This window comes from Sanguibacter suaedae, assembly GCF_016342785.1.
Classification (GTDB): Bacteria; Actinomycetota; Actinomycetes; order Actinomycetales; family Cellulomonadaceae; genus Sanguibacter; species Sanguibacter suaedae.
The window spans coordinates 171,224-184,995 of the sequence record NZ_JAEINH010000005.1 but is presented as its reverse complement, the minus strand read 5'-3'; the positions used below and the strand labels follow the sequence as shown (position 1 = coordinate 184,995).

The following is a 13,772-nucleotide window of genomic DNA, read 5'->3' as shown; positions in this document are numbered from 1 at the left end:
ACGCATGGCTACTCTGAACTGATGCCTCCGATCGGTCCCCTCGTCGCGTACCCGCTGACCCCGCGTGGGGAGGACGGGCGGTTGCTGACCCGTTCGTTCGAACAGCTGGTCGACGCCGCGGTCACCGCTGGCGCCAACGCCGTCGGTGTGCTGGGCAGCACGGGGGGCTTCGCCTACATGCCCCGCTCCACGCGCAAGAGGATCGCCCGCAGCGCCGTCGAGGTCGCCGCCGGGCGGGTCCCCGTCATCGTGGGCGTGGGAGCGCTGAGCACCGCCGAGGTCCTCGCGAACATCGCCGAGGCGGAGGCCGTCGGGGCCAGCGGCGCCCTCCTGCAGCCCATGTCCTACCAGCCGCTCCAGGCCGACGAGATCTACGGCCTCTACCGGGACGCGTCGTCGGCGGCGAACATCCCCATCTGGGTCTACAACAACCCGGCCACGACCGGTCACCGGTTCGGCGTCAAGGAGCTCGCGCGGCTCGGCAGGCTCTCCGGGGTCGCCGGGTTCAAGGACAGCGCTGCCAACGCGACGGACATCAAGGAACGCATGGCGCGGATCGGGGCCGAGCTCCCGCAGCGCACCGCCAAGCGGCTCGACTGGGGGTTCAGCGGGGACGGCCTCGGTGCGCAGATCCTCATGGCCGGCGCATCCACGTGGCACTCCGGCCTCGCCGGCGTGCTGCCCACCGTGTGCGTCGCCATCGCCCAGGCCGCGGCGGGGGACCGCGCCCTCGAGGCGCGCAGCCTCCAGCGCCAGCTCACGCCCCTGTCCGTCATCGCCCGCCAGTACGGCGGGATCCGCACGGTGCACGCCGTCGCCCAGCTCCTCGGCTCGGACGTCGGGCACCTGCCCAAGCCCCTCCTGCCGCTGCCCGACGACGCCCGGGCGCTCGTGCGTCTCGCGCTCGACGGCATCGACGTGCCCGCCCCGCCCCGCCCCAAGCGTCAGCGGACCCCGGTGACCCTCCCCGACGAGGACGACGACGCGCCGGCCGGCGACGGAGCACCTGTCGCCACCCCCGGCAGGCACGCCGGCTGACGGGCGCCCGTCGGTCCCGGGTGTTCTAGGGTCGAGGCATGCGCAGCCTCGAACTCGTGGACTCCTGGCCCGTCGACAACGTCTCGGTGGCGGTGGTCTCCGCCGACGGCGAGATCCTCGGCAGCCGGGGCGACCAGCACCGGGTGTACCGCCTGGCGTCCGTCACCAAGCTCCTCACAGCGACCGCGGTGCTCGTCGCCGTCGAGGAGGGGGCGCTCGGGCTCGACGACCCCGCGGGCCTCGAGGGCTCCACCGTGCGGCACCTCCTCGCCCACACGGGCGGCTACGACTTCACCGAGCGCACCCGTCGCGCCGAGCCGGGGATCCGACGCATCTACTCCAACACCGGGTACGAGGTCCTCGCGGAGACTGTCACTGAACGGTCCGGCATCGCGTTCCCCGACTACCTCCGCGACGCCGTGCTCGTACCCCTCGGCATGGAGGACGCGTCGTTCGAGGGGTCGGCCGCCGCCGACGCCCGTGGCAGCGTCGCGGACCTCGTGCGCTTCGCCCGCGAGCTCCAGGCGCCCACCCTCCTGCACCCCACGACGCTCGCCGAGGCCACCACCGTCGCGTACCCGGGCGTCGACGGGGTGCTGCCCGGCTTCGGCCGCCAGAACCCCAACGACTGGGGCCTGGGCTTCGAGATCCGTGCGCACAAGTCGCCCCACTGGACGGGGGCCACGAGCTCCCCGCGGACCTTCGGACACTTCGGCCAGGCCGGCACCTTCCTGTGGGTCGACCCCGAGGCCCGGGTCGCGTGCGTGGCGCTCACCGACCGCGACTTCGGACCATGGTCCGCGGAGGTGTGGCCCGTGCTCACCGACGCGGTCCTCGACGAGGTCAGAGGCACGTCAGCCACGGATCGCTGACGCGCACGGACCGGTCGACGACCGGTGGCGGCGCGCTGAGAAGGTCGAGATCGTTCCCCTCTGCCCAGATTCGACCTATTCTCTCTCCAACGTGCTCCGCGTCACACGTCGGAGCGCGGTCGTCACCTGAGCATCTGGAAAAGGGGATCCAATGCGTTCACGGAAGACCATGCGCACCACCGCCGTCCTGTCAGCGACGTTGGCGGCCGCTCTCGCGGCCTCGGGGCTCCCGGCGGTCGCAGAACCCGCGGACGACGAGGTGACCGGCTTCGAGATCGACGCGGCACCGGACCGCTCCGCCGTCCTCTCGCCGAGGATCGCCGACCTCGAGGGCCGCGTGTCGGTCTTCGTCCAGACCTCCGGGGAGAGCGCGCTCGACGCCGACCAGAAGGCCAAGGCCACCCAGCGCAGCCAGTCCCAGGGACAGTCCGACGCGGGGATCGAGCGTGCCGCCGAGATCGCCGACACGGCCGCCACCATCGAGGACACGGTCCTCGCCGACGACCCGCAGGCCGAGGTCCTCTACGTCTCCGAGTACAGCGTCCCGGGCGTCGCGCTCGCCGCCGACGCCGACGCGATCCGCGACCTCGCGGACGAGACCGACGTGGTGCGGATCAGCCTCATCGTGCCGCGCAGCATCCCGGAGCCGCAGGCCGCCGACCCGCAGAACGCGAACTCGGCCGACCTCGTCCAGACCATCGACACGTGGACGCAGACCGGGCAGACCGGCGACGGTGTCACGGTCGCCGTCATCGACACCGGTGTCGACTACACCCACGCCGGGTTCGGCGGCCCCGGGACGGCCGAGGCGTACGCCGCCGCGGTGGCGTCCACGGACGCCCCGCAGGAGGGCTGGTACGACCCCGAGAAGTATCTCGGCGGGTACGACTTCGCAGGCCCCACGTACAACGCCGACCCCAGGTCGCCGGCGTACGACCCGGTGCCCGCACCGGACGCGAACCCCGTCGACGGCGAAGGTGGCGGCCACGGCTCCCACGTGGCGGGCACCACGCTCGGGTACGGCATCGACACCGAGGGCGAGACGTTCGAGGGTGACTACACGACCCTCACGCGCGGCGACCTCGACGCCTTCGACCTCGGGCCGGGCGCCGCCCCCGACGCGGGCCTCTACGCACTCAAGGTCTTCGGTGACGCCGGTGGCAGCACCGACCTCACCGGCGCGGCCATCGACTGGGTGGGCCGCTCCATCGCCGAGGGCAACCCCATCGACATCATCAACCTGTCGCTCGGCAGCGACTACGGGGTGGTGGACGACCCCGACAACGCGAAGATCGCGGCACTCATGGACCACGGCGTGCTGCCCGTCATCGCGGCGGGCAACGCCGGTGACCTCACCGACGTCGGAGGCAGCCCCGGAAACACGGGCCGCTCCCTGGCGGTGGCCGCCACGTCGAACGGGCACAGCCTCCTCGACGCCATGGTCGTCACGGCGCCCGGCGACCTCGCGGCGGGCTCGCCCTACCCGGGCCAGTACTCCGTGAACTACTCCGGCGACTTCGCCGTGTCCGGCACGGTCGCGGCTCCGGTCGCGCCCGACAACCTCGAGGGCTGCCAGCCCTTCGACGAGGAGGACGCGGCCCTGCTGTCGGGCAAGATCGCCTGGCTCGAGTGGGACGACGACAACATCGTCTGCGGGTCCGGCACGCGCTTCGCGAACGCTGCAGCCGCCGGTGCCACGGGGGTGATCCTCACGTCGGAGCTCGATGCCTTCGAGTCTGGCATCGCCGGCAGCACGACGATCCCCGGCCTCCAGATCACCGGGACCGCGACCGCGGCCCTCACCGACGCGGCGCACGACGGGACCCTCCAGGTCGAGCTGCGCAGCGACCTCAAGGGCGCCTCCGAGCAGTTCGACGGGGCCCTCGTGGACACCCCGGCGGGCTTCACCTCCCGCGGGGTGCACGGGTCCTACGACGACATCGTCAAGCCCGACGTCGCAGCCCCCGGCGTGTCGATCATCTCCGTGGACTCGGGCACCGGGACCGGGAAGGACGCGAGCAGCGGGACGTCGATGGCGAGCCCGCTCGTCGCCGGCATCGCGGCGCTCGTCGCCCAGGCACGCCCGGACTGGACGCCCGACGACATCAAGGCCGCGGTGATGAACACCGCGACCCACGACGTCACCGTGGAGGGCGACGACGCCACGCCGTACGGGCCGCTGCGCGTGGGCACGGGACGCGTGGACGCCTTCCAGGCGGTCACGACGGCCGTCACCGTCCGCACGCTCGACGCCGGCGGTCTCGTGACCGCGTCGTTCGGCGTCGTCGAGGTGGGCGCCGAGGCGGTCACCGCCCAGCGCACCCTCCAGGTGACCAACCACGGCGACCAGCCGGTCGACTACACGCTCGCCTACCTGCCCCGCACCACGGTGCCGGGTGTCGAGTACACGCTCGACACCGAGAGCGTGAGCCTCGCCCCCTGGGGCACGGCCGAGGTGACGGTCACGATGACGATCGCCGACCCCGCGGCCCTGCGGCGGACGATCGACCCGACCATGGAGACCGTCCAGGACGGTCTGGTGCGGGAGTTCGTCGCCGCAGCGTCCGGTGTCGTCGAGCTCACCCCCACGTCGGGGGAGTCCTCGAGGCTCCGGGTCGCCGTGTTCAGCGCGCCCGAGCCGGTGAGCGACATGTCCGCCGCGGGCGAGGTCCGGTTCGCCGACGCGAAGGCCACGACAGCGCCGCTCGTCCTCCAGGGACGCAGCGTCCTCCAGGGGGAGGGGGCAGAGGGGTACATGTCGCTCTTCGCGCCCTTCCAGCTGGGCATCGAGGACCCCGCCGAGGAGTTCCCCGAGGGGTCCGCACGGCAGACCCTCACCGGGCTCGACGTTCGGTACGCCGGTGCGGCGTCGACGGCGCCACAGCTCGCCGACCCCTCCCAGGGCGTCCTCGCCTTCGGGATCGCGATGGAGGGTGACACGGCGACGCTCGGCGTGGCCGGGTACCCGGTCGTCTCCATCGACGTCGACGGAGACGGCGAGACCGACTTCGAGACGTACGTCACGCGCCTCACGGACATCGACGTGAGCGCCGCGGCGACGGTCGACGCCGAGGGCACGGTCGTGGACCTGCAGACGGTCAACGTCCAGCCGGGCGGGCGTGACGCGAACGTCTTCGACACGAGCACCGTGGTGCTCCCCGTCTCGCTCGCGGCCCTCGGCTACACGGCGGACTCGACGGAGACCACCATCAGCTACTCCGTGCACACCGAGTCCTACTACGCCCCCGGCGCCGTGGAGGACCCGAGCGACGTGGTGGTGGACCAGACCGACGCGGCGACGTTCGACGTCTTCGAGCCGACCGTCTGGTTCGGTGGGGGCATCCCCACGACCACCGGCACCGTCGTCTTCCAGGACACGCCCGGGACCCTCACGGTGAACCGGACCGTCCCGAGCAGCGGGCAGGTCGTGGCTCCGCAGGGTGGGGCCGAGACCGCGAAGCACGGGAAGGGCAGAGGGAAGGGCAAGGGCAAGGGTCCGAAGCCGGGCCAGCCGCCGGCGGCTCCGGTCGAGGTCGCCGACGTCCTTCTCCTGCACCTGCACAACGCGTCCGGCGACCGCACCGAGGTGGTCCCGGTGACGCAGACCGCCGCGACGCCGACGCCCGCTCCGACGGACCCGCCGAAGCCCTGCATCCCGCGCCCGCCGTGGTGGTGGTGGCCGTTCCTCGACATGCAGAGCGGCAAGTTCTGCCCGAGGTAGGTCTCTCGGTCGTGGCGGTCGGCTCCTCACCGAGCCGGCCGCCGTGACGGGATCGGGGAGGCCGGCCCCCTGCCGCTCCGGGGATCTCCCGGGTACCAACGACGAAGGCTCCGACCCTCGCGGGTCGGAGCCTTCGTCGTTCGCTGTCTCAACGAGTGTCCGGAGGGGGACTTGAACCCCCACGCCCTAATACGGGCACTAGCACCTCAAGCTAGCGCGTCTGCCATTCCGCCACCCGGACAGGTGGACCTTCGAGTGCGTTTCCGCCCTCTTGGGTGCGTCGGAAAATCTAGCACGGTTTCGACGTCGAGCATGAATCGACGGGCTGCGGCAGACTGACGAGAGGCCGGGCGAGGTATCGGCGGCCTGTGGCGCTCCGGGCTCCCGGCGTGTCCGATGGTGATGTTCGTGCTGGTCAGAGGCACTTTTTCTGATCTGCCGGCGATGTGGGGAGCGTGGATGGCAGGCCAGCGTGTGCGGAGTGCGGCTGTGAGGCGGAACACAGCATCGATCCGCCCTCCGGCGACCCAGACCGCCCCCGACTCTGTTCCGGGGTGGCTCGTCACCTCCGCCGGGTGGTCGTGGAGGCTCATCCTCGTCACCGCCGCCGTCCTCCTCGTGTTCGTCGCCACGTCCCGCGTCCAGCTCGTGTTCATCGCGGTCTTCCTCGCGCTCGTCCTCACCGCAGTCCTGCGCCCCCTCGTCACCGTCTACGCGCGGATCATGCCCCGGGCGCTCGCGACAGCCCTCGCGATGCTCACGGGTCTCCTCGTCGTGTCCGGGCTCGTCACCTACGTCGTCGCGTCCGTCGCAGGCCAGTGGCAGTCGCTCTCCGACCAGTTCGCCTCCGGGACCGACCAGATCTTCGACTTCCTCGAGGACGGCCCGCTGCCCGTCTCCATCACCGTCGCCGACCTCCAGCGCTGGGTGGACGACGCCCAGCAGTGGGTCGTCGACCACGCCGGCGACATCGCCGGCACGGCCTTCCAGCAGGCAGGGACGGTCGTCAAGGTCTTCACCACGCTCGCCCTGGCCATCTTCACGACGGTGTTCTTCCTCGCCCGCGGCGAGCAGATGTGGACGTGGTTCCTCAACCAGCTCCCCGCGAGGACGCGCGACGCCTGGACCGTCGTCGGCGACGCCGGCTGGTACACCTTCTCCGGCTACACCCGGGGGACCGTGATCATCGCCACGTCAGACGGTGTCCTCGCCGGCATCTTCCTGTCGATCATCGGCGTCCCCCTCGCCATGCCCCTCGCGGTCCTCGTCGTCCTCGGCGGGTTCGTCCCGCTCATCGGCGCCCCGCTGGCCATGCTCATCGCCATGGTCGTCGCGCTCGCGGCGGACGGCATCGTCAAGGCGGCCGTCGTGGGCATCGGCATCGCGCTCATCGGACAGTTCGAGGGCCACGTCCTCCAGCCGCTCGTCATGGGCAAGCAGGTGTCCCTGCACCCGGTGGTCGTCGCCGTCGTCGTCACCGGCGGCACCCTCCTCGCCGGCATCCTCGGGGCCGTCATCGCGGTCCCGCTCGTCGCGGTCGCCTGGGCGGTGTTCGCCAAGCTCCGCACGCTCGACCCTCCCATGGACCCGGACGCCGGCGACGATCTCGCCGACGACACCGTGCAGACCGACCCACCCACCGTCGTCACCCAGGAGCCCTGATGCGCATCGCCGTCCCCACCGAGGTCAAGAACAACGAGTTCCGCGTCGCGATGACGCCCGCGGGCGTCCGCGAGCTCACGCGCGCCGGCCACGAGGTCCTCGTCCAGGCCGGCGCGGGGTCCGGCTCCGCGATCCCCGACGACGAGTACGCCGCCGCCGGGGCCCGCATCGTCCCCGACGCGGACAGCGCGTGGGGAGGGGCGGACCTCGTGTGCAAGGTCAAGGAACCCGTCCCCGACGAGTACCGCCACCTGCGCGACGACCTCGTGCTGTTCACCTACCTCCATCTCGCCGCCGACGAGGCCTGCACCCGTGCGCTCCTCGACGCGGGGACCACGGCGGTCGCCTACGAGACCGTCCAGCTCGACGACGGCTCCCTGCCTCTCCTCGCCCCGATGAGCGAGGTCGCCGGCCGGCTCGCCACCCAGGTGGGTGCCTACTTCCTCCTGCGCAGCGTGGGGGGCAGGGGCGTCCTCATGGGCGGCGTCCCCGGGGTGCGCCCCGCCCGGGTCGTCGTCCTCGGGGGAGGGACCGCGGGTCGCAACGCCGCCCAGATCGCGGTGGGCATGCGTGCCGAGGTGGCGGTCGTCGACCTGTCCGCGCAGGCGTTGCGGGCCGTCGACACCGAGTTCTCCGGGACGGTCCGCACGGTCCGGTCGAGCGCCCTCGCCATCGAGCAGGAGGTCCTCCGTGCGGACCTCGTCGTCGGGGCCGTCCTGGTCCCCGGTGCGCGCGCGCCCCACCTCGTGACCAACGAGCTCGTCGCCGCCATGCAGCCGGGCTCCGTGCTCGTCGACATCGCCGTCGACCAGGGTGGCTGCTTCGAGGACACCCGTCCCACCACCCACGCGGACCCCACCTATCAGGTCCACGGATCCACGTTCTACGCCGTCGCGAACATGCCCGGGTCCGTCCCGGTGACCAGCACCCAGGCCCTCGCAGGAGTCACCCTGCCGTACCTGCTGGCACTCGTCTCGGGCGACGACGGCCGCCGCCCCGGCGATGCCGTCGTCGCGACCCTCCGCAAGGACGAGCACCGTGCCCTCGCCCGGGGCCTCACCACGCACGACGGCCACCTCGTCAACGCCGAGGTGGCCGCCGCGCACGGCCTCGAGGCCGTGGACGTGCTGTGACCGGACCTAGAAGACCGGCTTGCCGCCGGTGACGCCGAGGACCGTGCCCGAGACGTAGCCGGCGGACGCGCCGTCCGCGAGGAACACGAAAGCCGGGGCCACCTCCGCGGGGTGCCCGGCCCGACCCAGCGGCGTGTCGGTCCCGAAGGACTCGAGCTTCTCCGACGGCTGCGTCGCCGGCTGGAGGGGCGTCCAGATCGGACCCGGCGCCACGGCGTTCACGCGGATGCCGCGCTCGCCGACCTCCGCCGCGAGGTTCACCGTGAAGTTCGTGATCGCGGCCTTCGTCGACGCGTAGTCGAGCAGCGACGTGGACGGCTGGTACGCCTGGATCGACGCGTTGTTGATGATGCAGCCACCCTCGCCGAGGTGCTCCAGGGCCGACTGCGTGACCCAGAAGAGGGCGTACAGGTTCGTCTTGAAGGTGCGGTCGAGGTGCTCGGTCGTGATGTCCGCGATCGACTCCCGCCGGGCCATCTGGAAGCCCGCGTTGTTCACGAGGACGTCGAGCCCGCCGAGCTCCTCGACGGTGGTGGCCACCAGCGACCGGCAGTCCTCCTCCTGCGTGAGGTCGCCCGGGACGAGGACCGCGCGACGTCCGGCCTCCTCGACGAGGCGGCGCGTCTCCTCGGCGTCCTCCTGCTCGCTCGGGAGGTACGAGATGGCGACGTCGGCGCCCTCCCGCGCGTACGCGAGAGCGACCGCCCGCCCGATGCCGGAGTCCCCACCCGTCACGAGGGCCTTCTTCCCCACGAGGCGGTCGTGCCCGGTGTACGAGGACTCGCCGTGGTCGGGCGTGGGCACCATGTCCTCGGTGAGCCCGGGCGGAGTCTGCTGCTGCGCGGGGAAGCCCGCGGAGTCCTGGGTGTCGGGCGTCTGCGGCGTCATGAGACCTCCTGAGGTTCGACGGATGCGTCCTCCCATCCTCGGACGAGGCCTGCGGGGCCGCATCCGGATCGCCAGGGACCGTCGCCGGACCGGACCCGCCCGGGGGAGAGGTCGACCGTGCGCCCGAAGTCCCGTATGAATGGGTGTCATGCCACAGCCCACAGCGCTCGACCCGGCGAACCCCTTCGCGGTGCCCTCCACGCTCCCGTACTCCCTGCCCGACTTCGCGGCCGTGCGCGACGAGCACTACGTGCCAGCGATCCGTGCGGGGATGGCCCTCGAGCTCGAGGAGATCACCGCGATCGTCGAGAACCCGGAGCCGCCCACCGTCGCCAACACCCTCGACGCGCTCGAGACCGCCGGGGCGGTCCTCGACCGGGCCCTCACCGCGCTCGACAACGTCGCGAGCGCGGACGCCACCTCGTCGATCGAGGACATCGAGGAGCTCCTCGCCCCCGAGCTCTCGGCCCACCACGACGCCATCTACATGGACCCGCGCCTGTACCGCCGCGTCGTGGCCCTCGACGACGCGGTCCGCGACGGGACCGTCACCGCGGACCCCGAGGCGGCACGGCTCCTCGAGACGCTCCTCGTCGACTTCCGACGCTCCGGCATCGACCTCGCTCCCGAGGACCAGGCGACGCTCAGGGACCTCAACGCACGCATCACCATCCTCGAGGCAGCGTTCGGCCGCGCCCTCCTCGCCGGTGCCAACGCCGCAGCCGTCCTCCTCGACGACGTCGCCGAGCTCGACGGCCTCGCCGACGACGTCATCGCCGCCGCCGCGCAGGCGGCGGCCGACCGCGGCGAGCCCGGCCGATACCTGCTCGAGATGCAGCTCCCCACCCAGCAGGGTGTCCTCGCCTCCTTGCGCCGACGCGACGTCCGGGAGCGCGTGCACCGCGCGTCCGTCACCCGCGGTGCGGCCGGTGACGAGCACGACACCCGACGCACCGTCCTCGAGCTCGCCCGGCTGCGCGCCGAGCACGCCCGCCTCCTCGGGTACCCCCACCACGCCGCGTACGTCGCTGAGGACAGCACGGCCAGGACCACCGAGGCCGTCACCGCCATGCTCGACCGCCTCGCACCCGCCGCGGCCGCCAACGCCCGGCGCGAGGCTGCCGACCTCCAGGCGGCGCTCGCCGCCGACGTCGCAGACCCCGACGCGGTCCTCGAGGCCTGGGACTGGGCCTACTACGCCGAGCGCGTCCGCAAGGAGCGGTTCGCCCTCGACGACGCGCTGCTGCGCCCCTACCTCGAGCTCGACCGCGTGCTGCACGACGGCGTCTTCCGTGCGGCGACGCTCCTCTACGGGGTGTCCTTCACCGAGCGGACCGACCTCGTCGGCTACCACCCCGACGTCCGCGTCTTCGAGGTCCTCGACCACGACGGCACCGGCCTCGGGCTCTTCCTCGCCGACCTCTGGACCCGTGAGACCAAGCGGGGCGGGGCGTGGATGAACAACCTCGTCGACCAGTCGACGCTCCTCGACGAGCGACCCGTCGTCGTGAACAACCTCAACATCGTCCGGCCGCCGGCGGGGCAGCCCACGCTCCTCGCGCTCGACGAGGTCGTCACGCTCTTCCACGAGTTCGGCCACGCGCTCCACGGACTCTTCTCCCGGGTGCGCTATCCCTCCCACTCGGGGACCGCCGTCCCGCGCGACTTCGTCGAGTACCCGTCGCAGGTCAACGAGATGTGGGTGTGGCACCCGGAGATCCTGCGCTCCTACGCCGTGCACCACGCCACGGGGGAGCCGATGCCCGAGGAATGGGTACGGACGATGATCGCCTCGCGACAGTTCAACGAGGGGTTCGCCACCACCGAGTACCTCGCCGCGGCCGTCCTCGACCAGGCGTGGCACCTCCTCGGCCCGGACGAGGTGCCCACGGACGTCGACGACGCGATCCCCTTCGAGCAGGCCGCCCTCGAGCGTGCCGGGCTCGCCCTGCCCGCGGTCCCGCCGCGGTACCGCACGACCTACTACAACCACGTCTTCGGAGGCGGGTACTCCGCCGCGTACTACTCGTACATCTGGTCCGAGGTGCTCGACGCCGACACGGTCACCTGGTTCGAGGAGCGGGGCGGGCTCGACCGGAGCAACGGCGACGCGTTCCGCGCGGCGCTCCTGTCGCGCGGCGGGTCCCTCGACCCGATGGTCGCGTTCGCGGATCTGCGCGGGCGCGGCCCGGACATCGCGCCCCTCCTCGCCCGACGAGGGCTGACCACCGCGACCGACCCGGTAGCGTGACGGTATGACTCCCGGACCCCGCAGCCACGAGCCCCAGCCCGCGACCGTGACCGCGGAGGACGAGGTCGTCCGCATCTGCCAGGACCTCCTGCGCATCGACACGTCGAACTACGGCGACGGCTCCGGACCGGGGGAGCGCGCCGCGGCCGAGTACGTCATGGGTCTCCTCCACGAGGTGGGCCTCGAGCCCGAGCTCATGGAGTCGGAACCCGGCCGGTCCAGCCTCGTCGTGCGGATCCCCGGCGAGGACCCCGCGCGTCCCGCGCTCGTCCTCCACGGACACCTCGACGTGGTGCCCGCGCAGGCCGAGGACTGGCAGGTGGACCCCTTCGGGGGCGAGGAGATCGACGGGCTGCTGTGGGGCCGCGGTGCCGTCGACATGAAGGACATGGACGCGATGATCCTCGCGGTCGTGCGGCAGATGGTCCGCGAGGGGCGACGCCCCGCGCGCGACGTGATCGTCGCGTTCTTCGCCGACGAGGAGGCCGGCGGAAAGTTCGGGGCGGGGCACGTCGTCGCCACGCGCCCCGACCTCTTCGAGGGCGCCACCGAGGCGGTCAGCGAGGTCGGCGGGTTCTCCGTCGAGATCGCCGGGCGTCGTGCGTACCTCCTGCAGACCGCCGAGAAGGGCATCGGCTGGCTGCGGCTCGTCGCCGACGGGCGTGCCGGCCACGGCTCCCAGGTGGCCGTCGACAACGCCGTCACGCACCTCGCCGCTGCCGTGGCGCGCATCGGGCAGCACGAGTGGCCCTACGTCATGACGCCGACCGTCGACGCCCTCATGCGCGGCGTCTCGGACCTCACCGGCCTGCGGTACGACCCGCAGGACCCGGCGCTCGTCGACGCCCTCATCGACGCCCTCGGTCCGGCGGCACGCTTCGTGGGCGCCACCGTGCGCAACACGTCGAACCCCACCCAGCTGTCCGCGGGGTACAAGGCCAACGTCATCCCCGGCCGCGCCGAGGCCGCCGTCGACGTGCGCTTCCTCGCCGGGCACACCGAGAGCGGCATGGACACCCTGCGCGAGCTCGCCGGACCCCACGTGCGCATCGAGCCCATCCACGAGGACATCGCCCTCGAGGCGCCGTTCAGCGGGCACCTCGTCGACACCATGGTCGACTCGGTCCTCGCCGAGGACCCCGGCGCGACCGTCCTGCCGTACGCGCTCTCCGCCGGGACCGACAACAAGTCGCTCGCCCGCCTGGGGATCAAGGGGTACGGCTTCGCACCGCTCCGGCTGCCCGCCGAGCTCGACTTCCCGGGCATGTTCCACGGTGTGGACGAGCGCGTGCCCGTGGACGCGCTGAAGTTCGGCGTGCGGGTCCTCGACCGGATGCTCCGCACCGCCTGACGACGGAGCGCCAGGGTTCACCGCTAGAGCGTGCTGCGGACCCGGATGATCTTCCGCCGCAACCACACGCGGCGCTCGCCGCCGATGTACAGGGTGGAGCGGGCCAGCTCCCACCTGCCGTACTCGGCCTGCTCGGTGAGCATGCGGCGGGCGTCGTTCCCCGAGAGATCACGCGGGATCGTCAGCGTGCGGTACTCGTACTGGGCGCCGTGCGCGGCCCAGCTGCTGTCGTCGGAACGGGTCCGCGCGCGTGGGGAAGCGGTCATCGGTCACTCTCCGTCCGTCGATGAGCCGGGCAGGCCCGGCGGTGCAACGCTACATCGGGCCGCCGACAGCCGGACCGGTCCCAGGGGGTCCGCCCGTCCTCCTCCTGCGCCCGGCGCGAACTCGATCCCGTACCACGTGCCAATCGTCGACCGTCGGCGCTACCGTCAGGGTATGACCGTCGACCCTCGCGCCGCACTCGATCGATTCGTTGCCGCCCTCGAAGCCCACTACACCGCGATCGTCAACCGCCGGGACGACGAGGACCCCGCCGTGGACGACGCGTACTACGTCCTCGCGGACGCCTTCGAGGTCTACGACGAGGCGCTGGGGACCGTCCACAGCGAGGCCACGCCGTTCTACCTCGGCGACGAGGACGACGATGAGGACGACGAGGACGACGATGATGAGGGCGACGACGAGGAGGGCGACGACGACGCGGACGACGACGGTCCCGTGAGCGGTCGCATCGTCACGAAGCTCGGTGACGACGAGTACGAGATCGAGCCGCACCGCCCGTCACGCTGACGGGTCACGTCGCGGACGGGTGAGCGCCACTCACCCCGGAAGGGTCGCGGCGGCGGGGCCCCAG

The 13,772-nt window shown here is 72.2% G+C and carries 10 protein-coding genes and 1 tRNA gene; 8 read left to right on the top strand and 3 right to left on the bottom strand.

Annotated features, from left to right (window positions below; genetic code table 11):
- Positions 1-21 precede the first annotated feature (21 nt).
- The 3 genes from JAV76_RS08085 (at position 22) to JAV76_RS08075 (ending at position 5,631) form a co-directional block, all read left to right on the top strand.
- Complete coding sequence (locus JAV76_RS08085; RefSeq protein WP_198733529.1) at positions 22-1,038, top strand: dihydrodipicolinate synthase family protein; 1,017 nt, start codon at positions 22-24, stop codon at positions 1,036-1,038.
- A 38-nt stretch (positions 1,039-1,076) separates the two neighbouring features.
- Entirely contained in the window at positions 1,077-1,910 is an 834-nt protein-coding gene (locus tag JAV76_RS08080) for a serine hydrolase domain-containing protein (RefSeq protein ID WP_198733528.1), read from the top strand.
- Positions 1,911-2,061: 151 nt separating this feature from the next.
- Entirely contained in the window at positions 2,062-5,631 is a 3,570-nt protein-coding gene (locus JAV76_RS08075; protein WP_198733527.1) for a S8 family peptidase, read from the top strand.
- A gap of 156 nt (positions 5,632-5,787) precedes the next feature.
- On the opposite strand, the gene JAV76_RS08070 is transcribed toward JAV76_RS08075, so the two are convergent.
- Positions 5,788-5,872, bottom strand: a tRNA-Leu gene (locus JAV76_RS08070).
- A 248-nt stretch (positions 5,873-6,120) separates the two neighbouring features.
- Here JAV76_RS08070 and JAV76_RS08065 point away from each other — a divergent pair.
- A complete protein-coding gene (locus tag JAV76_RS08065) occupies positions 6,121-7,293 on the top strand; it encodes an AI-2E family transporter (RefSeq protein ID WP_307844082.1) in 1,173 nt (390 codons plus the stop codon).
- Complete coding sequence (gene ald / locus JAV76_RS08060; RefSeq protein ID WP_198733525.1) at positions 7,293-8,426, top strand: alanine dehydrogenase; 1,134 nt, start codon at positions 7,293-7,295, stop codon at positions 8,424-8,426. The genes JAV76_RS08065 and ald overlap by 1 nt, the downstream gene beginning before the upstream one ends.
- 6 nt (positions 8,427-8,432) lie before the next feature.
- Here ald and JAV76_RS08055 read toward each other — a convergent pair whose 3' ends face one another.
- A complete protein-coding gene (locus JAV76_RS08055) occupies positions 8,433-9,314 on the bottom strand; it encodes an SDR family oxidoreductase (protein ID WP_198733524.1) in 882 nt (293 codons plus the stop codon).
- A gap of 148 nt (positions 9,315-9,462) precedes the next feature.
- Here JAV76_RS08055 and JAV76_RS08050 point away from each other — a divergent pair, with 148 nt between their 5' ends.
- Together JAV76_RS08050 and JAV76_RS08045 are read left to right on the top strand one after the other, a co-directional pair.
- Positions 9,463-11,565 carry a M3 family metallopeptidase gene (locus JAV76_RS08050; protein ID WP_198733523.1) on the top strand — a complete coding sequence of 701 codons (2,103 nt, stop codon included), beginning with the start codon at positions 9,463-9,465 and terminating at the stop codon, positions 11,563-11,565.
- A gap of 4 nt (positions 11,566-11,569) precedes the next feature.
- On the top strand, positions 11,570-12,916 hold the full coding sequence (locus tag JAV76_RS08045; protein WP_198733522.1) for a M20/M25/M40 family metallo-hydrolase: 1,347 nt from the start codon (positions 11,570-11,572) through the stop codon (positions 12,914-12,916).
- Between the two features lie 23 nt (positions 12,917-12,939).
- On the opposite strand, the gene JAV76_RS08040 is transcribed toward JAV76_RS08045, so the two are convergent.
- On the bottom strand, positions 12,940-13,182 hold the full coding sequence (locus tag JAV76_RS08040) for a DUF5703 family protein (protein WP_198733521.1): 243 nt from the start codon (positions 13,180-13,182) through the stop codon (positions 12,940-12,942).
- 172 nt (positions 13,183-13,354) lie between these two features.
- Here JAV76_RS08040 and JAV76_RS08035 point away from each other — a divergent pair, with 172 nt between their 5' ends.
- Entirely contained in the window at positions 13,355-13,708 is a 354-nt protein-coding gene (locus JAV76_RS08035; RefSeq protein WP_230402022.1) for a primosomal protein, read from the top strand.
- Positions 13,709-13,772: the final 64 nt, after the last annotated feature.

Excerpts from the sequence above, each read along its gene's own strand:
- JAV76_RS08085 (WP_198733529.1), top strand. The coding sequence starts at position 22 with ATGCCTCCGATCGGTCCCCTCGTCGCGTACCCGCTGACCCCGCGTGGG.
- JAV76_RS08080 (WP_198733528.1), top strand. The coding sequence starts at position 1,077 with ATGCGCAGCCTCGAACTCGTGGACTCCTGGCCCGTCGACAACGTCTCG.
- JAV76_RS08075 (WP_198733527.1), top strand. The coding sequence starts at position 2,062 with ATGCGTTCACGGAAGACCATGCGCACCACCGCCGTCCTGTCAGCGACG.
- ald (WP_198733525.1), top strand. The coding sequence starts at position 7,293 with ATGCGCATCGCCGTCCCCACCGAGGTCAAGAACAACGAGTTCCGCGTC.
- JAV76_RS08055 (WP_198733524.1), bottom strand. The coding sequence starts at position 9,314 with ATGACGCCGCAGACGCCCGACACCCAGGACTCCGCGGGCTTCCCCGCG.
- JAV76_RS08050 (WP_198733523.1), top strand. The coding sequence starts at position 9,463 with ATGCCACAGCCCACAGCGCTCGACCCGGCGAACCCCTTCGCGGTGCCC.
- JAV76_RS08045 (WP_198733522.1), top strand. The coding sequence starts at position 11,570 with ATGACTCCCGGACCCCGCAGCCACGAGCCCCAGCCCGCGACCGTGACC.
- JAV76_RS08040 (WP_198733521.1), bottom strand. The coding sequence starts at position 13,182 with ATGACCGCTTCCCCACGCGCGCGGACCCGTTCCGACGACAGCAGCTGG.
- JAV76_RS08035 (WP_230402022.1), top strand. The coding sequence starts at position 13,355 with ATGACCGTCGACCCTCGCGCCGCACTCGATCGATTCGTTGCCGCCCTC.